Source organism: Psychrobacter urativorans (genome assembly GCF_001298525.1).
GTDB lineage: Bacteria > Pseudomonadota > Gammaproteobacteria > Pseudomonadales > Moraxellaceae > Psychrobacter > Psychrobacter urativorans_A.
Map to the genome: position 1 here is coordinate 2,162,152 of NZ_CP012678.1, position 19,571 is coordinate 2,181,722.

At 41.7% G+C, this 19,571-nt stretch carries 20 protein-coding genes; 14 read left to right on the forward strand and 6 right to left on the reverse strand.

Annotated elements, in window-relative coordinates:
- Positions 1-39 precede the first annotated feature (39 nt).
- The gene (locus tag AOC03_RS09270; RefSeq protein ID WP_062535345.1) at positions 40-750 is read right to left on the reverse strand and encodes a DUF1345 domain-containing protein; all 711 of its coding nucleotides are present in this window, start codon (positions 748-750) and stop codon (positions 40-42) included.
- A 336-nt stretch (positions 751-1,086) separates the two neighbouring features.
- Between AOC03_RS09270 and AOC03_RS09275 the strand changes: the two genes are divergently transcribed.
- The gene (locus AOC03_RS09275) at positions 1,087-2,343 is read left to right on the forward strand and encodes an SEL1-like repeat protein (RefSeq protein WP_062535347.1); all 1,257 of its coding nucleotides are present in this window, start codon (positions 1,087-1,089) and stop codon (positions 2,341-2,343) included.
- Positions 2,344-2,475: 132 nt separating this feature from the next.
- Positions 2,476-2,898 carry a hypothetical protein gene (locus AOC03_RS09280; protein ID WP_062535349.1) on the forward strand — a complete coding sequence of 141 codons (423 nt, stop codon included), beginning with the start codon at positions 2,476-2,478 and terminating at the stop codon, positions 2,896-2,898.
- Positions 2,899-3,009: 111 nt separating this feature from the next.
- On the opposite strand, the gene AOC03_RS09285 is transcribed toward AOC03_RS09280, so the two are convergent.
- Both AOC03_RS09285 and AOC03_RS09290 read right to left on the reverse strand, forming a co-directional pair.
- Positions 3,010-3,408: a DUF1971 domain-containing protein gene (locus AOC03_RS09285; protein WP_084785829.1), complete on the reverse strand. Its 399-nt coding sequence runs from the start codon at positions 3,406-3,408 to the stop codon at positions 3,010-3,012.
- Positions 3,409-3,529: 121 nt separating this feature from the next.
- Positions 3,530-3,958 (reverse strand): hypothetical protein, encoded by a 429-nt coding sequence (locus AOC03_RS09290; RefSeq protein ID WP_062535351.1) that lies wholly within the window; start codon positions 3,956-3,958, stop codon positions 3,530-3,532.
- Between the two features lie 223 nt (positions 3,959-4,181).
- Here AOC03_RS09290 and AOC03_RS09295 point away from each other — a divergent pair, with 223 nt between their 5' ends.
- The 3 genes from AOC03_RS09295 (at position 4,182) to AOC03_RS09305 (ending at position 7,485) form a co-directional block, all read left to right on the forward strand.
- Positions 4,182-4,781 carry a class I SAM-dependent methyltransferase gene (locus AOC03_RS09295; protein WP_062535353.1) on the forward strand — a complete coding sequence of 200 codons (600 nt, stop codon included), beginning with the start codon at positions 4,182-4,184 and terminating at the stop codon, positions 4,779-4,781.
- Positions 4,782-4,871: 90 nt separating this feature from the next.
- Entirely contained in the window at positions 4,872-6,554 is a 1,683-nt protein-coding gene (locus AOC03_RS09300; RefSeq protein WP_162199619.1) for a phosphatase PAP2 family protein, read from the forward strand.
- Positions 6,555-6,588: 34 nt separating this feature from the next.
- Positions 6,589-7,485 carry a phosphatidate cytidylyltransferase gene (locus AOC03_RS09305; protein WP_162199620.1) on the forward strand — a complete coding sequence of 299 codons (897 nt, stop codon included), beginning with the start codon at positions 6,589-6,591 and terminating at the stop codon, positions 7,483-7,485.
- Positions 7,486-7,512: 27 nt separating this feature from the next.
- On the opposite strand, the gene AOC03_RS09310 is transcribed toward AOC03_RS09305, so the two are convergent.
- The 3 genes from AOC03_RS09310 to AOC03_RS09320 are packed head-to-tail and all read right to left on the reverse strand — an operon-like array spanning position 7,513 to position 12,265.
- Positions 7,513-8,367, reverse strand: coding sequence for an SDR family NAD(P)-dependent oxidoreductase (locus AOC03_RS09310; protein WP_062535359.1), 855 nt, complete (start codon positions 8,365-8,367; stop codon positions 7,513-7,515).
- Positions 8,364-9,518 carry a patatin-like phospholipase family protein gene (locus AOC03_RS09315; RefSeq protein ID WP_062535361.1) on the reverse strand — a complete coding sequence of 385 codons (1,155 nt, stop codon included), beginning with the start codon at positions 9,516-9,518 and terminating at the stop codon, positions 8,364-8,366. Before AOC03_RS09315 ends, AOC03_RS09310 begins: the two co-directional genes overlap by 4 nt.
- Positions 9,518-12,265, reverse strand: coding sequence for an alpha/beta fold hydrolase (locus tag AOC03_RS09320; RefSeq protein WP_062535362.1), 2,748 nt, complete (start codon positions 12,263-12,265; stop codon positions 9,518-9,520). The genes AOC03_RS09315 and AOC03_RS09320 overlap by 1 nt, the downstream gene beginning before the upstream one ends.
- A 142-nt stretch (positions 12,266-12,407) precedes the next feature.
- Between AOC03_RS09320 and AOC03_RS09325 the strand changes: the two genes are divergently transcribed.
- From AOC03_RS09325 to modB, 9 genes are all read left to right on the forward strand, one after another.
- Positions 12,408-13,697, forward strand: coding sequence for a molybdopterin molybdotransferase MoeA (locus tag AOC03_RS09325; RefSeq protein ID WP_062536673.1), 1,290 nt, complete (start codon positions 12,408-12,410; stop codon positions 13,695-13,697).
- A gap of 141 nt (positions 13,698-13,838) precedes the next feature.
- Positions 13,839-14,990 (forward strand): GTP 3',8-cyclase MoaA, encoded by a 1,152-nt coding sequence (gene moaA / locus AOC03_RS09330; RefSeq protein WP_062535365.1) that lies wholly within the window; start codon positions 13,839-13,841, stop codon positions 14,988-14,990.
- Positions 14,991-15,046: 56 nt separating this feature from the next.
- Positions 15,047-15,577 carry a molybdenum cofactor biosynthesis protein B gene (gene moaB, locus AOC03_RS09335; protein WP_062535367.1) on the forward strand — a complete coding sequence of 177 codons (531 nt, stop codon included), beginning with the start codon at positions 15,047-15,049 and terminating at the stop codon, positions 15,575-15,577.
- Positions 15,570-16,286, forward strand: coding sequence for a molybdenum cofactor guanylyltransferase (mobA, locus tag AOC03_RS09340; RefSeq protein WP_062535369.1), 717 nt, complete (start codon positions 15,570-15,572; stop codon positions 16,284-16,286). The genes moaB and mobA overlap by 8 nt, the downstream gene beginning before the upstream one ends.
- A gap of 37 nt (positions 16,287-16,323) precedes the next feature.
- Positions 16,324-16,854, forward strand: coding sequence for a cyclic pyranopterin monophosphate synthase MoaC (moaC, locus tag AOC03_RS09345; RefSeq protein WP_062535372.1), 531 nt, complete (start codon positions 16,324-16,326; stop codon positions 16,852-16,854).
- Between the two features lie 36 nt (positions 16,855-16,890).
- Complete coding sequence (locus AOC03_RS09350; RefSeq protein ID WP_062535373.1) at positions 16,891-17,178, forward strand: MoaD/ThiS family protein; 288 nt, start codon at positions 16,891-16,893, stop codon at positions 17,176-17,178.
- A gap of 2 nt (positions 17,179-17,180) precedes the next feature.
- Positions 17,181-17,720, forward strand: coding sequence for a molybdopterin synthase catalytic subunit (locus tag AOC03_RS09355; RefSeq protein WP_157049307.1), 540 nt, complete (start codon positions 17,181-17,183; stop codon positions 17,718-17,720).
- Between the two features lie 137 nt (positions 17,721-17,857).
- Positions 17,858-18,754 (forward strand): molybdate ABC transporter substrate-binding protein, encoded by an 897-nt coding sequence (modA, locus tag AOC03_RS09360; protein ID WP_084785830.1) that lies wholly within the window; start codon positions 17,858-17,860, stop codon positions 18,752-18,754.
- Positions 18,755-18,791: 37 nt separating this feature from the next.
- The gene (gene modB, locus AOC03_RS09365; RefSeq protein WP_062535375.1) at positions 18,792-19,490 is read left to right on the forward strand and encodes a molybdate ABC transporter permease subunit; all 699 of its coding nucleotides are present in this window, start codon (positions 18,792-18,794) and stop codon (positions 19,488-19,490) included.
- Positions 19,491-19,571: the final 81 nt, after the last annotated feature.

Genomic DNA, 19,571 nt, shown 5'->3' on the forward strand with positions numbered 1-19,571 from the left:
GTTTATGTGGTTATAAGAAATTATTCAGTTATAAAAAACCTAGATGTAACTGGCGATGATATTAATTAATAAAGAGATAATCACTAAGTTAAATACAAAGGCAATGATGCTATGAAGAGTAGCAAGCCCTCTACCTGCTTTTGACGTAAACGCAATATCAGCCGTCTGACCGGACGTACCAATGGCAACGGCACAATAAAAGAAGTCTTCAAATTTAGCATCTACCGTCATGGCAGTCGTATCACTGGGATTGTTAACCGCTGCCATAGATTCGGGAAACATAAAAGGCAGCAGTGCGTCTTGACGTTGCTCAGCAAAATATAAATAACCATATTGCAGCGCAAAAATAATTTGTATCATCAGCCAATTAATAAAAATAGTACTCACCGTGAGTACAGGAGTGAAAATGCGCTCCATACCTTGATAGTCTTTGCCAATTTGCGTTTGCCTAACGATTGCTAATAAACAAATCAAACTTGCCATCATAATGAGGGTTAAAATAATGACCTTGCCTTCATGCACTTGGATCAGATGGTCATGAATAGTATTCTTGCGCATCATAACGACGATACTGACGATATAGATTAAAATGGCACTATCCCAGCCGATGATAAAGCTGGTACTAAAGGACACCGCCCATATTATCGCGATAATCGTACCGATAATCGCACCACCTATGAGACTTCCTATCAACCGCCAATGGCTTATAAGCCAATGATGCTGCAAGTAATTATTCAACCTAACTATCATAAGATAGAGTCCTATTAATAAAACCTATTGGTAAGTCACAGCGGAAGTGTATAGCGATTTTATACTGGATGTTAGCACATAATATCTCTGTAACTGCGACCACCCCTACTATTGATGAGTGACATATATCATTAAGGCAGCGGCCATGCACTAGACAACGCTATAGCATAGAAATTCATATAGCGATATGATGCTAAAAAACAGCAGTAAAATAGCAGTGAGTATAAGATATTTAAAATAATAACGAATTGAACCTAAGTGCTGCCTATAATAGTCATCGTGCTGCTTATCATAATGGCAAAGGCTGAATTACTTGTATTGTTTAAAGGAATAATAATGAGTTGGCAAATACCAAAACGAACCTTTATTTATAAAACATTAGCTGTAGGCAAACGGCTTAAGCTACCAATATCAGCCAGTGCGGTAGAGGTTGCTCATACTAAACTATTGGCATTTAAAGGTCAGGCTGAAGCTCAATTCAATCTTGGGCTGATGTATGAAAATGGCGAAGACGTGTTTCAGGATAACGCTAAAGCCGCTACATGGTTTCAAAAAGCTGCCAATCAAGGTCATGCTATAGCCCAGTTTCGGCTGGGGCGTCAGTATGAAAAAGGCGAAGGGGTCATTCAGGATAATACTAAAGCCGCGGCATGGTACCAAAAATCTGCAAGCCAAGGCTATGCCGAAGCACAGTTTAGTCTTGGCTCTATGTATAGTAATGGCAGAGGTGTCGTTCAGGATGAGGCGAAAGGTTCTGAATGGTATCAAAAAGCCGCTGACCAAGGTCATACTGTTGCCCAGTACATTTTGGGCTTAATTTATACCAATAGTGTCTCGCAAGATGATGTCAGAGGTGCTAAATGGCATCAAAAAGCTGCCGATCATCAAGGGCACGCTATTGCTCAGTATTATCTTGAAGTGCTTAGTAATGATGGCATCTCTCTGAATGATGCTACAGCCGTGGAACGCTACCAAAAAGCTGCCAATCAAGGTCATGCGGTTGCTCAGTTTAATCTTGGCGTACTGTATAAAAAAGGCGAAGGCGTGCTTCAGGATAATGCTAAGGCGGCGAAGTGGTTTCAAAAAGCGGCGGAACAAAATAATAGTCATGCTCAATATAATCTTGGCATCATGTACAAGAAAGGTGAAGGCGTACCCCAAGACTATAAAAAGGCTGCTGAATGGTTACAGAAAGCGGCGGATCAAAATAATGACCACGCTCAATTTAACCTTGGCGCCCTCTATGAAAAAGGCGAAGGTGTGCCTGAAGATGACACCCAAGCAGCTGAATGGTTTCTAAGAGCAGCCAATCAAAATAACAGCCATGCTCAGTTCAACCTTGGCATCCTGTACAAAAAAGGTGAAGGCGTGCAACAAGATTATCAGAAAGCCGCCGAGTGGTTCCAAAGAGCTGCCACCCTTAATAATGTCCATGCGCAGTTCAATCTTGGTCTGATGTATGAAAATGGCGAAGGCTTACTTCAGGATAAAGTTAAAGCAGCTGAGTGGTATGCCATCGCTTGCAATAACGGGTCTCGTAGTGGCTGTGAGCATCATGAACGACTCAAGCTGAACATCAACCGTACTATTTAGAACCTTCATCGCGCTTAAAATTTAAAATAACTGGCTTTTACGCTATCAGCGGTTACTATGTGCAGAGTTTTTATATTCTGTTCGAGTGTCTAGACATTATTCATTTATGAGTCGTAAAAAAGGAAACCAGTCATGGTTAATACCAAAATATATCAATCCGTCTATATTTTAGCTGAAGAATTGTTGGAAGCTAATAATAGAGGTAATCAAGAAGCTTTTGATACGCTTTATGCCACCTTGCAGGCGATATGTACGGATAACGAAAATACGGATAAAGATCATCCCGTACAATGGGAAACCCTTGCTGATTTTACCGAGGAATTGGAAGAGGCATTGGTTATCTACGAAAAAGCGCTTGCAAAAGCCATTGCGATAAATTCGAAAGACTTTATGTCGTCGATTGCCTTTTCAATGGCGGTATTGCAAATTGAATTGGGTCAAACGGAAGCGGCTATCACTAATCTACAAAATGCAAAAATCAGCTGTAATAAAATTGAAGATAAAGTATTGAAGAACGAAATACATGACTTATTGGTTAAGCTAACTGCAGAGTAAATTTGCTTAATAATCTATGAGCAGCATAAAAAGTTAAGGCGCTGATTCTGTAGAGTCAGCGCCTATAAAATAGGTATAAATTAAGTAGTTATTTTCGTGTTTATTTTCGTATTATTCAGCAGGTTTATCGCTATCTGTCTGCTCAAACAAGGCTTCAATCGGTTTAGTGTGAATAGTCGACGCATTGAACATTGATTTATTACCGGCATCGCTTTCAGTCCAAAAATTAATATTAAACTGGGCGTCATCACTGAGTTCGACGCGGTGCCAATATTCGGGCGGACTGACGGCAAATTGTCCTGCCTGAATGACGATAGTTTGCTCAGGTACGGTAGCGGCTTCATCAGCAAAGCCGTAAAAGGTGACCGTGCCTTGCATGACGCAAATTTGACCGTATACGCCTGCTGCGGTGTTGTGATGGGTTAATAGGGCTTTGGGTACTTTATCCTTGGTAAAAAAGTGCGTAGAACGTTTTATTTTCCAATGGCTCGGGATGATTGGGTGGCTCATGCTAACTCCTCGATGAATAGGATTCGTTTGATACCCTTTTATTTTAAATTATCATTAATAGTACTTTGTAATGCAATACTTTTTGATTCAATGCCTTTTAACTTAACAATACCATTAACCATTATCGAATGGTACTACGAGGTGGTGTGTAGCTCGACTCAATAATTTTAATATCGACATGACCACTATAAACGTCAACGTTGATTAACGGATTTTCATCGACGATGATTTGTTTTGCATACTGGGGAATGCTACCGGCTGCAATTGATTTTTGCATATTCGCTCTTGCCGCTTTAGAGTGAAAGATACAATCTTTTTCATCTTCGCGATCTTTCTTATTAAAGACATAAAAGTTGGCTCTATCTTGTCTAAGAATGCCCGCAACGGTGCTATTACTATAGTTATTTGCAATGGACACACCATTGGAGTTGTGTTTATCCGCGTAAGAGATACGGGCGCTATAACTACATAAATAATCATCAGCATAAGCAGGAATAGCCACTATAAATAATGTCGCGACGACAAATAGTTGAGTTCTAAAGGTTCGCATATGATGTATTCCCTAACGTTTATAATTGTATTATAGGTTTTAGCACGATAACGTATAGCTACCAAACTATATTTGACAAAAATTAATGTTTGTCAGTTTTTAGGTAAGATTGATGGTCAATTGAAGGCCCAATGAAGTTTTTTGGTGAAGATTCTGTACAGACAATACCAGTGATTAAATGCTAGATTAAGGCATCACTTTGAATCTTAAAAGGAAGATAATCATGTGGGATCAACGCTACAGTGAAGCAGAGTATGTCTTTGGCACAGAACCTAATGACTTTCTAAAAGAGGTGTTTCAGAGAATACCCTCAGGCGGACGCGTGCTGTGTTTAGCGGAAGGCGAAGGCAGAAATGCGGTTTTTTTAGCTGAACAAGGCTATGAAGTGACTGCGATTGATTTATCTGAAGTCGGCTTAAAAAAAGCCCTAAAATTAGCCAGTGATAAGGGCGTTCATATCACTACGCAAGTTGCAGATTTGGCTGAATACGATTTTGGCAATCAGCAATGGGATGGCATTGTGTCTATTTCAGTACATCTGCCTGATACCTTGCGTCAGCAGGTTCATGCACAAATTGAACCGGCGTTAAAACATGGTGGTGTCTTTATCCTTGAAGCCTATACTTATGAGCAAACCAAAATGGCAGGTATCGGTGGACCTGATGCCTCACAAAAAGATAGATTTATGTCACTAGCAAAATTACAAATGGAGCTTGCCGTGCTCCATGAAGTTATCGGTATTGAAAAGCACCGGAGTCTATCAGAAGGCAAGCGTCACAAAGGTCTCAGCGCAGTTGTGCAATTTGTCGGTTATAAAGAATAATTAGTAAAGCGGCACTCTAGGCTAAAAAATCCGAATGTTTGCAGCATGTCCGTATTCCCATAGTTGCATGAATATGTAAGGGCTATTTTATTGAATACTTTGCCCATGGCTCATGCTGTATCGAACTCAGTACGCGTTCGATATTTAGCGCTGACGTTAGCGATATTTTATTTGTTGTATACCTTAACCAACAGCTATAGCGCTACGCTGTACGAGATAGCGCCCTCACGAGTCCACAATTTAGCCATTACATTCGATAATGCAATTCCATTTATTCCAGTGATGATTGTGCCGTACAGTTGGTCGTTGCTATTGTTTGTTGCCAGCTTTTTTATGGTACGTACGATGTTGCAGTTGGTCTTACTGACGCGGCGTTTAATAGTAGCAACGATAATGGCTTGCTTGATTTTTTATTGCTATCCCGCTCGATTCTCATTGCATCGACCAATGCCTGATGATTGGACACAGATTGGTTATCAGTTTTTAATGGTCACCGATAAGCCGTTTAATCAATTACCATCGTTGCACGTCAGCTATGCCCTATTAATAGGATTGTCGCTATGGAATGTCATCGACGCCAATAAGATATGGCTGTTAAGCAGCTATCGACTGTTGCTTGTGAGCGTATGTGGGTTCATTATTGCCTCAACTGTGCTGACTTATCAGCATCATTTACTCGATGTAGTAGGCGGAATAATACTCGCCGGAATCGTGTTTCAGCTCTCACATTTAATCCGCAATACGCAAGTCAGCCAGTATCTTGTATTGGGCATGATGGGGTTTTTATTGATTGCCATTGCAGGATTTTATATCAGTACCATGATAATTATGACCACACTTGCTGAACGGTCGGTGATAGAAAACCTATCGATTGTGATTGCACTCTATTGGTTAGTGAGTTTTATGACTCTAGCGTGGGCACATCAGCAGCCTAATGCTGCGTTGGACAACAATGGGTTTCAAAAGAACAGTAGGGGGGAATTAGCTTTATCTACTTGGATTAAATTCGCGCCTATGCTACTGATTTATAATGGGATATCGCTGATAGGGCAACGCTATTTTAAGGCAAGGCTCAAAACCAAGCTCAAAACGAAACTCAAAAAGAACAACGCGCAAGTCACTGCGCCCATATTATATCCGATCAATCATAGTCTCTTTATCGTTGCCTCACCGCGGCTCGCACAAGCCAATGTAGAGGGTTATCTCACGCATTGGTTATCCAGTTCTGGTTTATTAGCATCAGCTATACCAATTGTACCGTATCAAATTATCGTGGTTGATTTTGCTGTAGAGGTGTCCAGTCATATTAATAAGCTAAAGGTAGCGTCACAATGTTGCAGTAATAACATCAGCAAGGCTAGCAGCAAGGCACGTGCAAAATTTAAGTTTAATGGTCATTGCCATTATTTTTATTTTCCACTATTAGATTTGCGCTCATTAAGTGACGTATCGCCCAAAGACTATATTCACTTGTTTCAGCAACTTGACGCGTTAACCCTATCGAATGATATTCAGCCTACTGCGGTTACTGATAAAAATAACATAGCGGGTAATCCTACGGATATAACGCTCATTAACTTTCATTGCGTGATGGGATTATCACGCAGTGTGGGCGTGCAAGTGCTCTATTTGGTCTATTGTGGCACGCTGACGACGGACAGTTATCGCGCGTGGATTGCGCACTATTATCCGCATGCGCGACTGGCGGAGGGTTATTTGCCTGCGTCTTTGGTACTGGCTATTGCCAATGATAAGCGTAACCCTATACATTGATGGCTTGTATCAATATCGTGAGAGAGCGTGGCGCATGACACTGAACCCAGACCATATCTTTATTATCAGTATCCTGTCGATTAATATACTGGTATGGATAGTGTTATCAATTCCAAAAAATCGCAAAAAACTGCCGTCGATATATCTTATTACCCGCTCATGGTGGTGGATGCTAGCGTTACTGTTTGGGTGTTATTTATTGGCACAAATCACCAATGCGTTCGGAGATTATATTTACTGGTGGGTGCTCGATGGGTTGTTTATCGTCATTGGTCTACAAGGGCTGTATGAGATATTTAGACTATGGCGACTGCCTAGTAAAAACAAACTTCTACAAAAGCTCGCTGCTCAACAATCCAGTCAAATTAACGCTCATAATAGTGCTTCTAGCCTTAACGTTTCTAACCTTAGTTTATTGTCTGTTTCTCACAGGGGAATATTAGATATAGGGTTATTAATGCTGCTAGTTTGCTTGATTATTAGCCTATTGGCGCTGCATCATTTAAGTTTCAATCGTAGTATGGATGGCGTGCTGTTGTTTGTCCTATTTGCCAGTCAATTTAATGACATTAGCCAATATCTATGTGGGCGATTATTGGGTGGTCGCTTATTTCAGCGCAAATTAGCACCACGTGTAAGCCCTAATAAAACCATCGAAGGCGCATTGTTTGGTAGCTTATTATCTGCAAGTTTGGCGACCATATTAGGCATCTTAGTAACGCCCTTTAGTTGGGTCACAAGCTTTGCCTTTGCTATTTTATTGGCAGTCAGCGGTATTATGGGGGATTTATTAGAATCGGCATTTAAGCGCCATCACGGTATTAAAGATACGGGTACGATATTACCCGGACATGGTGGAATACTAGATAGGATTGATAGTTTATTGATAGGCGTGCCGCTTTTTACTGTAATTTATTGGCTGATGTATTAAGGGTTATTTATATTTGCTAAATTGATGTTACTTGTCCAACTTTTGCCGCATGATGATGTTAAGCAGTGGTGAAGGCAGACTGTTTAGAATATGGATTAGATAGCGCATACGTTTTGGAAAAATTGCCAATACGACGTCATGATTTATAGCATGCATGATATGTTTTACCGCCGTCTGTTCAGACATAATAAAGGGTTTGTGACTGGTATCACCATCGTTTAAATCGCGCAATGCTTGCGTATTTACATAGCCTGAAGCAATGCAGGTGACTTGAATATTAAAAGGCGCGAGAGCAAGTCGGTAGGCGCTAGCGGTGGCAATCATGGCACGTTTGCATTTGGCATACAGACTGGTATACGGATAATCTAGTAACCCAGCGATAGAGGACAAACATATCAATGCTGGCTTTTGAGAGGGATATTGGTCGCTATAACGCTGTGATTTGTATTCATTGTCATAATCCTGCTGCTTTAAATTTTCACTTGCCCATGCAAAAATATCATTAAAAGCTTGTAGATTAACGGCTAATGAGTGGGCGCTATCTACTTGATTGAGTGTCGTAACGCGCTCATTAAGATACCAACCCGCACAATATATCAGGCGCTCAAAGGGTTGCGCGTTGAATTGTTCATTAAGTTGTTGGAATAATTTTTGTCGATTGTCAGGTTTGCTAACATCGTTTTGAATGGTCGTTAGCATTGGATAGTACTTATTTAAAGCCTGAATTTTCTCTAAACTGCTACCAACTACAATGACATCCCAGCCAAGCTTTATATGCTCAAGCGCTAACGCTAGCCCAATACCGCTGGTGCCACCGATAATAATGACGCAAGGTTTGTGCGATTTATTATTAACGTATTGGCAGGGCAGCTTTATATTCATATTGATAGCCTTGAGTGTTCAAGAAAGTCACGAGTACGCTCATAGCCATATTGCCATTGCGCCTGCATCTGCTGCACAAAGCCATCGTATTCAGGATGAATCAGCTCTATCAGACCTGCTCTAAAATTCATCCGCTTTTGTACATGTTGTCCGGCTAACGCTTGTCCATTATCGGCAAATGGCAACCAGTGGATTTGGGCGTTATGTTGCAGATGATTTGATTTAAAATTATGTACGGCATTTAAACGACTGTTTGGGTCAAAGCCAAATATGCGCTTGATAGCAGGCGTTGCCAAGTGTTTATCATACGGCGCTTTTGTTTCAGCAAATATGCGTTGTCCTAACTGGCTTGCCAATTCAATGGGTGTCAGGTCAATAACGCCGCCCAGACACCATCCTAAATCTTCTATATATCGTGGTTGTAGATAGTACATATCCGCCATTGATACTCTTACGGCTTGGCTAATATCCCACTTTTCAATCATGTGAATAGACGGTGCAATTCTTTGCGGTGCATAGGCATGAATAGGGCAGTCGAAACTAAACTGGCTTTGAGCGACTATATTGGTGGGTGCGAATAATACCTCTTGTAAAAAGGCAGGCGCGATTGAGGCATGAGCAGGTAATAAGCGACTGGCAATAATCGCAATATCTGGCGCTGTTAAAGCTGTAAATTTATAAGAAGCATTTGTTGTACTATCTTTAAGGCTCATTAAACTTTCAAGCCAATCTGCTTCGTCTATTATGTCAAACATAGCAAAATGTTGAAGTTCGCTAAGCAAGCTGTCATGCGTATCCGTGCGATGAAAGTGATTGAGCCTATGTTCATGTTTTGATAATAACCAGCGTTTTATGGCTTGGGGGAAATAGCCCGTTTTTGATAATAGAGAGTGTCTATTTCCATGATTTGGCACACGCGGTTGGCTAGCACGTACCACGTTAAATAACTCTTGGCTAATAGAGAGTGCTTGAAGCTGTTTAGGCTCGGGCGCTATGTCTACCAATAAGGCGGCTAAACTACCACCGCAACTGGCGATGATTAAATCAGGCTTGAGATTATGCTCACATAATGCCGCGTAGCTGCCGAGATAATAGCCAAAGCGTGCGCCGCCACCAGAGAATAATTGAACACGCGTATAAGGCGCAGTCATCAGGCGGATTTATCGTTGATTGTTTGAGTAAGCGATTGACTACTCAAGTCTTTAATATTCACCATTTCTTGCTTAACGGCTAAAGACACCGTGAAAATGCCAAAGCGGTCGATACGCATATCGAGCTTAGTAAAACCCGCTTGGGTGACCAATTGATCCATTTCCGCTTGCGAGCGGCAACGCATCACCCAATTGCTACCACGATGATTATTCAGAGTTTTACTAATAAATTCTTGTTCAGGGTGCCAAGGTTGATTGGTGTAAAGCAGATAACCGCCTGCTGCTAAGCTGCTATGAATGCCAGTGAGTGCGGTACTTACCAAGGTATTGTCTGAGAATAATTCGAAAATTCCTGAGGCAATGGCGATATCGAAAAGGTTGTTTGTGTTATCAGCAGCGGTATCAGCAATAATAGACGTATAACTTGTTAGGTCAAAAGCATCTTTTTCCAACGCCATCACACGCTCACTAACGCCGAGCTCATTAGCTCTATCAGTGAGTACTTGCACATTATGACGGTCATAATCTCTCAGCTCAGCGTGTAAAGAGTCAAACTCAGCTAATAAATCAAACACGTAATAGCCATTACCACTGGCAATGTCTAACACTCGCAGCGATTGTGTAGAGTAGTTATTATAGTGGTCATCAGCGTGTGAACGCTTGGCAATGGCAATACGGGCAAGCTCAAGTAAGTGCTCGCGGCGAATACGAATACCTTGCCAACCGATATTGCTTAGATAGAACTTATCGACGACTTTGCCAAAGTAATTTTTACCATTTGGGGTATTGACATATACTTTATCCAGTGAGCTGCCAGAGTCAAAACCATGCTCAAGTCCGGTGGCAATAGCGTCGCTCACGTGCCCAAATTTTTGCATGGCAAAGCGTGTGAAGGCAAAGTTTGGGTTAAAGGGCTTGATAGCAAGACGGTCAACTTTGTCTTTACTGGCGCTACTCTGGTGTGCGTTGGTCAAATCAACCGTTTTAACAGGTTGGACAAATAAGCTATCGGCAAACCCAATACAGTCGGCAAAAATGTCCGCTTTATTGGTTTCATGAAAAATGGCATGAAAGCTGTCGGGATACAATTGCCAGCGTTTAATGGGTGCACTGAGTTGGTCGTAAAAATCACGCTCCGCTTGTTTGTCTACTACATAATCTTTGCCCGCACAAAGTATAAAGGTCGGTACAGTTATGGCACTGGCATCGTCTAATAAACGCTGACCTGTGGCGTGAGTATCGATGAGTAAATCGCTAGATATAGAGCCTGAGATGAGCGGGTCAGCATTGTAGGCGGCTTGCGCTGCTTTATCATGGGTTAATACTTGCGCTTTAACATAGCTTGAGACTCGTGACATCAGTCCAAATTTACGCGCAATTTTTAGGACAGGAATGGCAAGTGGCAGGTAAAGACGAATGCTAATGGCTGGCGTGCCCAGTATCATGCCGCGAATAGTCGGCGCATAATCATGAACCCATGCTGCGGCTAGCGTCGCACCGATACTACTCGCGATAATCATGGTGTTTTCTATAGCAATCCCTGTTTGCGCTATTACCAAATTAACAAAATCATTCAAATCGCGCTCAAGTTCAGTGACGCTATCGGCATGGTCTTTAATGCCACCAGAACGTCCATTGCCCCGCGCATCCCATGCGAATACCTGATAGCCAGCTTGTGCAAAACACTCCCCAAGCTCATTTAAACGCCCAGAATGCTCATGCCCGCGATGTAAGAGAATGACTTGCTTTTGCGGGTCATCAATCGCCTGAGCTGACCGTTTGGCAACCTCTGCTAACGGCATCGTTAACCAATAGCGATAATAAATCGCGGTGCCATCATAAGCATTAAAACAGCTTTGCTGAGCAATAATAGGACTAGCGGCTGTATTAATATTAAGGTCGTTGTTCATAATGGCGTTTCCTTGAATAGGCTGTTGCATATACGACGCTGATAAAGGTTTTGATTGCTTATTTAAAACTCTGAGCATCGGCGCGGGATACATACTGTCAAAATAATAATGAGCAATAAAACTAAGTCGATTAAAGCAGGTCTTGATTAATAACCACTCGTTTAGCCAAAATAACAGCCGAATATAGTGAATGGCTCGATGAGCATAGTGATGATTGCCTAATGCCACGAGCGCACCAATAAGACCAAGCTCTAATGCTCTATCGCTTTTACCCAGTGGTCCATGATTGGCGCGTTGACTCGTTGATACATTAGAGAAAATAGCAATCAACTCGGTTAGTGTGCTTAAGCCATTAATCAAGCGGAGATGTGAGTGGGGCGATGATAAAGAGTAAGCCGAATGCTTATGATTAAAATCTACAATATAAATATCTGATGCTTCAGAAAAAACGGCGTGTAAAGATGGAGACAAACTGGCAATTAATAGACTATCAGAGATGATATCTCCTACTTCATTAAGTATCGCTCCCATTTGTGATGCTTGACCATGTTCACGCGCCATCATACCGTCGATGGCATTGAGTGACATACGTGCAAATAGGGATAGCGGTAGTATCCACCATACCTTATGTTTTCTTTGATAGTGTGCCGATGTGGCAATAAGATAAGCCGTTCCTGCACTCAGAACAATCGCGCTGATAGTAATTTGATTTGCTGTAACTCCAAGTCGCACTAGCTCATTGCTGATGGGACGCAGCTGATTTTGAAACTGAGATTTGAGCTGATAGACCGACATAACACCATATTTTTTATTAATAAGAGTAATGAATCGTACCATATCTTAAATTGACCTAGCTATTTAATGACTTAGCTATTTAATAAAATCACTACCGTAATGTATCGTAAATCTCGCTATGATGTTGACACATCTTAGCAAAGTATTCATGCTAAATAATAATATTGATAAAGAGTCTCCCTTTATGATTACCCTTGAAGACCTTCAGCAAGCCATCACGCAGCGTATTGACACTTATAACCAAACTGATTTTCCTATCGCTAAAAGAGAGACGCAAACGTGCACGTTATTAGATAGCCAAAACCATATTCTCGCCCAAGATATTGCCTCGCCATTGACGATTCCTCGACAAGACGTATCAGCGATGGACGGTTATGGTATTGCGGCAGGCAGTGATTTAAGTAAAGATGCGACTATCGAAATTATTGGCGAGTCGCAAGCGGGCACACCATTTTCTGGTAGCTTGCAAGCAGGGCAAGGCGTGCGTATTTTTACTGGCGCTGTTGTTCCTAGCGACTGCAATACTGTCATTATGCAAGAGAATACCAATTTTGCAGTTATAAAAAACACCATTGATAAGTCGCAACCATATCTAATAACGTTATCTGAACTGGCTACAGTTGATAGTAATATTCGCAAACAAGGTGAAGAAATCAATTTAAATGAGGTGGTGTTAACTGTAGGTAAACGCTTGAATCCTGCTGATATTAGCTTACTTGCCAATCTCGGTATCGATAAAGTTAATGTTTATAAACCGCTTGTGGTTGGCTTATTAGCTACGGGCGATGAGTTGGTGGCGTTAGGTGAACCATTGACCCATTTGGCGCAAATTTATAACTCCAATACGCCCACGCTTAAAAGTATGCTGTCCGATTTACCCATTACCATACGCGACTATGGCATTATTCCTGACAGTTTAGAGCAGACTACCAGTGCCGTCACCAAAGCCATGCATGAGTGTGATGTGCTGATTTCTACCGCTGGCGTGTCCGTCGGCGATTATGACTTTTTAACGCTAGTCATTGAGCAATTAGGGAAAATAAACCACTATAAAGTCGCCATGAAACCGGGTAAACCGTTCGTTTTTGGTGAGTTAAATAGAGGTGTCGATAAGCCCGTATTGTACTTTGGCTTACCCGGTAATCCATTGTCTACCGTGGTTGGGACGTTGCAATTGGTCATGCCCGCGTTATGGCGCTTATCTGGCGTGCGCGCTTATAATTTACCGATGGCATTGACCGTGCAAGCAACACTTAAAGAAGACATTAAAAAATCAGTCGGACGCAAAGATTTCCAACGGGGCATCTTATCTCAAGATAGTAAGGGCAATTTTGAAGTCGTCGGCTTTGCAAAGCAGCAATCTCATCGCATTAAATACCTCAGTCAAGCCAATTGTATGATTGTGTTAGCGCAAGAAACAGGCAACGTAGCAGCAGGCGAGATGGTGCAGGTGCAGCCATTTCCTTGGTCATAAAGAAGCATTTATTTTTGATGACAATTGATGAACAGCAACGCCTAATAAACAACCATTCTTAACATCATAACCACGCCTTTTAGATATTATGATAGTGACGTTATTATTTACACAGCGATGCAAGATGAACGGTAATATACTATGACCTATCACGCCCCAAAAATACAGAACGCGCAATTATATACGCCTGTTGCAACGTCGGTTAGTGTTGATGGTCACAGTCCTTTGAGTAGCGATTTTTTGGTAGATTCTGTTGCCAGTACGTCTTCAAACCGCCTTACTGATACAGCGCCTGCTGACTCATATAGTGATAATGAACAGCAATTAACGGATAGTTTTTCACGGCGTTTGACCTATCTGCGCTTATCCATTACCGATGTTTGTAATTTTCGCTGTGAATATTGTTTGCCCAATGGTTATCAGGGCAAGCGTCCTGATGAAGAGTTAAGCGTGCCTGAAATTGCCACTTTGATACGTGCCTTTGCGCAAGTAGGCACTGAAAAAGTACGCATTACTGGCGGTGAGCCGTCTATTCGCCGTGATGTCGTTGATATTATTGATACTATTAAAAATACTACTGGTATTAAAACCGTAGCGATGAGCAGTAATGGCTACAAGCTCGGTAAACATTTAGCCGATTGGCAAAGTGCGGGATTAAATCAGTTAAATATCAGTATGGACAGCTTTGATGCTAATATTTTTCATAAGATGACCGGCTTTAATATATTGCCTCAATTAATGAGCAATATGGATAAGTTGTTAGAGACGACAGATATTAAGCTCAAAATAAATGGCGTATTAATGGCAGAAACAGCATTTCAAAATCTGTTAGATGCCATGAATTATGTCAAAACTCGTCCAGTCACTTATCGTTTTATTGAATTTATGCAGACCAGTGATAATAGCGATTTATTTTTTGCGCAGCATGCCCAAGCCGATAGTATTACGGATTATTTATTAGCGCGCGGTTGGCAGGCAAATGCGCGCGGTCATGCCGATGGTCCTGCGATAGAATACAGTCATCCGGATTATCTTGGGCGTATTGGTATGATTGCCCCGTATGCCGCGCACTTTTGTGACAACTGCAATCGTTTGCGCGTGAGTAGTGTTGGCAAAGTGCATTTGTGTTTATTCGACCAAGGCAACTACGATATTCGTCACTACTTACGCCAAAATGATGTGGCGGGTTTGATTACAACACTACAAAGTTTTATGCCGATTAAGCCTGAGCATCATCATTTGCATGAAGCTAATAGCGGTATCATGCATAATTTATCCATCATTGGCGGTTAACTACTTTTCTATTTACTACTAAAGTTTTTCATCATTATTTTCGTTAAGGAAACTCTATGTCTAAGCCCATTGCCAAATTTATCCCGCTTAATATTGCGGTGCTATGCGTATCCGATAGTCGCACGTTAGAGCAAGACACCTCAGGACAGTATTTAGCAGACAGTCTAACGGCAGCGGGACATCATTTGGCAGACCGTCAAATTATTACCGATGACATTTATCAGATTCGTGCAGTGATTAGCGGTTGGATTGCTGATCCAAAAATACATGCGGTTATAACAACTGGCGGCACTGGATTTTTTATCAGAGACAGTATGCCCGAGGCGGTCACTGTCCTATTTGATAAGTCGATTGATGGCTTTGGGGAAATGTTCCGCTTAATCTCAAAAGATGATATTGGTATGTCAACGATACAGTCGCGCGCGATTGCAGGTATGGCAAACAGTACCGGTATTTTTTGTTTGCCCGGTTCAACGGGTGCTTGCCGTACTGGTTGGGAAGATATATTAAAAGCGCAGTTTGATAGCCGTACGCGTCCGTGCAACTTTGTACCGCACTTTATGCGTAGCAATCCTAGCCATGACTGATAGTACGGATAAGTCACACGGGTCACATAGTTTGGCGGGTGTGGTAATTTTAGCAGGCGGTGCGTCCAAGCGTATGGGTTCGCCTAAAGCAGCGCTGATGTTACCTACCAATGAAACCTTACTGAACTATCATGTCAGGCAAGCGCTTATGTTAAATGTGCCTATTATGATTGCGGATAATGCGCGTGGTTTTACGGTTGATTCCGAGTTATTAGCAAATAATCCAAAATTACCTATTTTTCATATTGCTGATTATGATTCTACCGTTTACGACACTACAATCACGACTAATCCAAATGATACGGGCGGCGCTTTAGTGGCAATTGAGTCAGCACTACAAACGTTAGTAAACTTAAATGATTCTACTCCAATAAAAAATAAATCAGAATCATGGTTACTGGTCATCAGTTGTGATAGTTTAATTCCGGCTAGTGAGCTTTGGCAAAAGCTACAACCTTTTAGCGCTCAAGCAACTGATAAGTCGGTCATTTGTCTCACAGATGACGCGCATTTATATCCGTTATTAGGGCTTTATCAATTAAGTATTGAGCATGAATTACGTGCTTATATTGACTGTGGTGAGCGAAAAGTGATGCGATTTATTAAACCTATTACACAAGCAGTTCCCGTACCTCAAGCATGGCTGCCACTTACCAATTTAAATACTCCTGAAGACTTTAAGCGCGCTTGTACTACTTTAGACAAATGATACACTTTATGATAAATAAAATAATGAGAGTTTGCCAATGACCGCTAATACCAATACTGATCAAAATATACCTGCTAAATTAACGTCATCTTTATCGCATTTAGACGCTAATGGCGATATCAATATGGTCGATGTGAGTGGCAAGACCGCAACGACGAGAGAAGCGCATGCCAGCGGGCAAGTGCGTTTTCCCATAGATATTTATGAGAAGATTAAAGCGGCTGATGGCATGACGAAAAAAGGTAGTATCACCCAAACTGCGCATATTGCGGGGATTATGGCGGCAAAGCGTACCCATGATTTGATTCCACTTTGTCACCCTTTACCGCTCGATAAGATTAATCTAACCTTTACTTTTGACGACAATCTTCAGGCAATCACCGTGACGGCAACGGTAAAAGTGACGCATAAAACCGGTGTCGAAATGGAAGCGTTAACCGCTGTCAGTATTGCCTGTTTGACGATATATGATATGACCAAAGCCTTATCGCATGATATTGTTATTGATAATATTCACCTGATAAATAAAACAGGTGGCAAATCGGATTATTACCATCCATCAAATTGATGACAGCATATTAAATAGCGACTACAGGAGAAATCTATGAGCGTTACCACAAAAATTACAGATAGTCCTATAGATAACACCATGGATATTAATGTTTTATATTTTGCTGGTTTAGCAGATGAAGCCAATTGTCATGAAGAAAAAATCACTGTTCAAAAGTCCACCTCGCTCACTGATTTATACGAGCAGTTAAGTCAAAAGCATCGTTTTAGCCGTCCCCAATCCGAATTACGGGTCGCGGTAAATGATTACTTCGTGAAGTGGATAGAAGTGCTTAATGATGGCGATAATGTGGTGTTTATTTTACCGGTAGCAGGTGGTTAATCATGAACGATAGCGTAAATAGTATGCATATAAATGCTGATATAGAAAATGAAAGCAAGGACGTACACAGTCAATCTATGCGTATCAAACGTAGCGTTGATGATGCTTATACAATCGCTCAGCGTGATGGTTTTGCGTTACTCGATATCGCTATTGACGAGAGTAGACTTAAAGCAATGCTCGATGACGACAGCTGCGGGGCGTTTGCGAGCTTTGAAGGGCGCGTACGTAATCATAATAATGCCACGAGCGTTGAGCGCTTAAGTTATTATGGCTACGAAGCATTAGCCATTAATCAAGGTCGGCAAATCATCGAAGAAGCCAAGCTTAAATTTGACATTACCCATGCTGTCGCCATTCACCGTATTGGCGCGTTAGAGATCGGCGATATCGCGGTATGGATTGGGGTGGTTTCGGCACATCGTTACCCTGCATTTGACGCTTGTCGTTGGATACTGGACACTATTAAGGCAGACATTCCCATTTGGAAGCAAGAATATTACGAAGATAAGCCCTCTAAATGGCTGAGTAACAATGGTTGAGTAGCACTGCTAATTTAGTAAAGGTAAAGTAATAACGGCTAAGTAAAGGTGGTTAGTAAGCTATTTTTGCTTAGTCGTTTTCGTGTTGTACTGTAATTATAACCATCATCTGTAGGCATTTATAAATAGGGTAGGCTATGAAAATTAATGCATGGGCTCATCGCGATAATCTAAATCCAATGCAGTGTTTTACATCCGCATTAAACGTGCTGTTAACGTTCAGCAGCTTTACTTGCTTAGCGTTAGCGCTGACTGCTTGTACTAAAGAAAGCAATAATACGGTCGACCAAGCTGCGATTAATGATACTCCCGAACATACACAAACGATTCATATTGCTGCGGCTGCCAACTTATCTGATGTCCTCCCTAATGTTATCGAAGGTTATAAAGTGTATAGGAACCTCCCTCAGCAGAACATCGAGGTTACTTATGCCTCCTCCGGTAAGCTTTATGCTCAAATCAAAGCGGGTGCACCTTATGATCTCTTTTTATCCGCCAATCAAGAATTTCCGGAAAAATGGGTAAAAGAACGTCCAACAACTGCAACGGCTCATAAACCATTCACTTATACCCAAGGTCAATTGTCAGTTTATAGCGTGACCAAACCCGTGAGTAAGCTCACACCTGCCACACTAGCAGAGCTGCTTATCAGTCAAAAAGCCAGTAAAATTACCATCGCCAACCCTGAGCTTGCACCTTATGGTGAATCGGCAAAATCGTATCTACAAACCCAAAATGTCTATGACACCCTCAATAACCAAAAACGCATCATACAGGCAGAAAATATCGGTCAAGCTTTTCAATATGCGCATACGGGCAGCGTGGATTATGGTTTTGTGGCGCAGTCGCAAGTCATCGCGATTAAAGCCACGCCTGAACAATTCTACATTTTACCTGCTGATGCCTATCCAGCGATTTTGCAAGCTGGCGTGGTCATTAGTGATGCTGCCGTGGCAACAGACTTTACCAGCTATTTATTATCCCCGACAGGACAGCAATATTTTGCCAAAGCGGGCTATTTAGAAGTGAGATAATGCGCAATAGAGATAATGTTGGTAATGGGCAATTTATATGATGGCTCAAGCCTTGATAACAGAGATGTTGACGCCATTTTGGGTCAGCGTTAAGCTTGCTAGTATTACGACCTTATGTTTATTACTGTTTGCTACGCCGATAGCCTACTGGCTCGCCAAACCCAGCCGTCGATATATTGTTGGGCGTATTAAGGTTGTATTGATGGGCGTTATCGCCATGCCCTTGGTATTGCCGCCCACGGCCATTGGGTTTTATTTATTGCTGCTGATGAGTCCCACCTCTGGCTTGGGGAAATGGCTGACTGAGCATCATATCAGCACCTTTATATTCACCTTTGAAGGTTTGGTCATCGGTTCTATTATTTATTCGCTACCGTTTTATGTGCAGCCTGTTTATGCGCAGTTTTTACGTATTCCAAAAAGCGTGTTGGAAATGGCGCATTTATTAGAACCGAGTCGTCTAAGATGCTTTATAAAAGTGGCGCTACCGCAAGCCCGTGTCGGTATCGTCCTTGGCAGTCTCATTAGTTTCGCGCATACCATTGGCGAGTTTGGCGTGGTACTCATGATAGGCGGTAGCATTTCTGGTGAGACAAAAGTCATCTCTATCGCGATATATGAGCAAGTAGAAGCGCTGAATTATGATACTGCACATATCATGTCAGCCGTTCTGATTGTTATGGGAATGATAATGGTGACGTTAATCGCAAGCGTAAATAGAGTGATTCAGCGTTAATAAAAGTCTCTATATTTCTTGAGGATTTAGCAGCGTTAACTTATTACTGATTATATAATTGTTTGATTTTTTGCACTCGTT

Coding starts and splice junctions, on each gene's coding strand:
- AOC03_RS09325 (WP_062536673.1), top strand. CDS start 12,408: ATGATTACCCTTGAAGACCTTCAGCAAGCCATCACGCAGCGTATTGAC.
- AOC03_RS09355 (WP_157049307.1), top strand. CDS start 17,181: ATGAACGATAGCGTAAATAGTATGCATATAAATGCTGATATAGAAAAT.
- AOC03_RS09350 (WP_062535373.1), top strand. CDS start 16,891: ATGAGCGTTACCACAAAAATTACAGATAGTCCTATAGATAACACCATG.
- moaC (WP_062535372.1), top strand. CDS start 16,324: ATGACCGCTAATACCAATACTGATCAAAATATACCTGCTAAATTAACG.
- AOC03_RS09315 (WP_062535361.1), bottom strand. CDS start 9,518: ATGACTGCGCCTTATACGCGTGTTCAATTATTCTCTGGTGGCGGCGCA.
- AOC03_RS09270 (WP_062535345.1), bottom strand. CDS start 750: ATGATAGTTAGGTTGAATAATTACTTGCAGCATCATTGGCTTATAAGC.
- moaB (WP_062535367.1), top strand. CDS start 15,047: ATGTCTAAGCCCATTGCCAAATTTATCCCGCTTAATATTGCGGTGCTA.
- AOC03_RS09320 (WP_062535362.1), bottom strand. CDS start 12,265: ATGGTACGATTCATTACTCTTATTAATAAAAAATATGGTGTTATGTCG.
- mobA (WP_062535369.1), top strand. CDS start 15,570: ATGACTGATAGTACGGATAAGTCACACGGGTCACATAGTTTGGCGGGT.
- AOC03_RS09310 (WP_062535359.1), bottom strand. CDS start 8,367: ATGAATATAAAGCTGCCCTGCCAATACGTTAATAATAAATCGCACAAA.
- AOC03_RS09280 (WP_062535349.1), top strand. CDS start 2,476: ATGGTTAATACCAAAATATATCAATCCGTCTATATTTTAGCTGAAGAA.
- modA (WP_084785830.1), top strand. CDS start 17,858: ATGAAAATTAATGCATGGGCTCATCGCGATAATCTAAATCCAATGCAG.
- AOC03_RS09285 (WP_084785829.1), bottom strand. CDS start 3,408: ATGAGCCACCCAATCATCCCGAGCCATTGGAAAATAAAACGTTCTACG.
- modB (WP_062535375.1), top strand. CDS start 18,792: ATGATGGCTCAAGCCTTGATAACAGAGATGTTGACGCCATTTTGGGTC.
- moaA (WP_062535365.1), top strand. CDS start 13,839: ATGACCTATCACGCCCCAAAAATACAGAACGCGCAATTATATACGCCT.
- AOC03_RS09295 (WP_062535353.1), top strand. CDS start 4,182: ATGTGGGATCAACGCTACAGTGAAGCAGAGTATGTCTTTGGCACAGAA.
- AOC03_RS09290 (WP_062535351.1), bottom strand. CDS start 3,958: ATGCGAACCTTTAGAACTCAACTATTTGTCGTCGCGACATTATTTATA.
- AOC03_RS09305 (WP_162199620.1), top strand. CDS start 6,589: ATGACACTGAACCCAGACCATATCTTTATTATCAGTATCCTGTCGATT.
- AOC03_RS09275 (WP_062535347.1), top strand. CDS start 1,087: ATGAGTTGGCAAATACCAAAACGAACCTTTATTTATAAAACATTAGCT.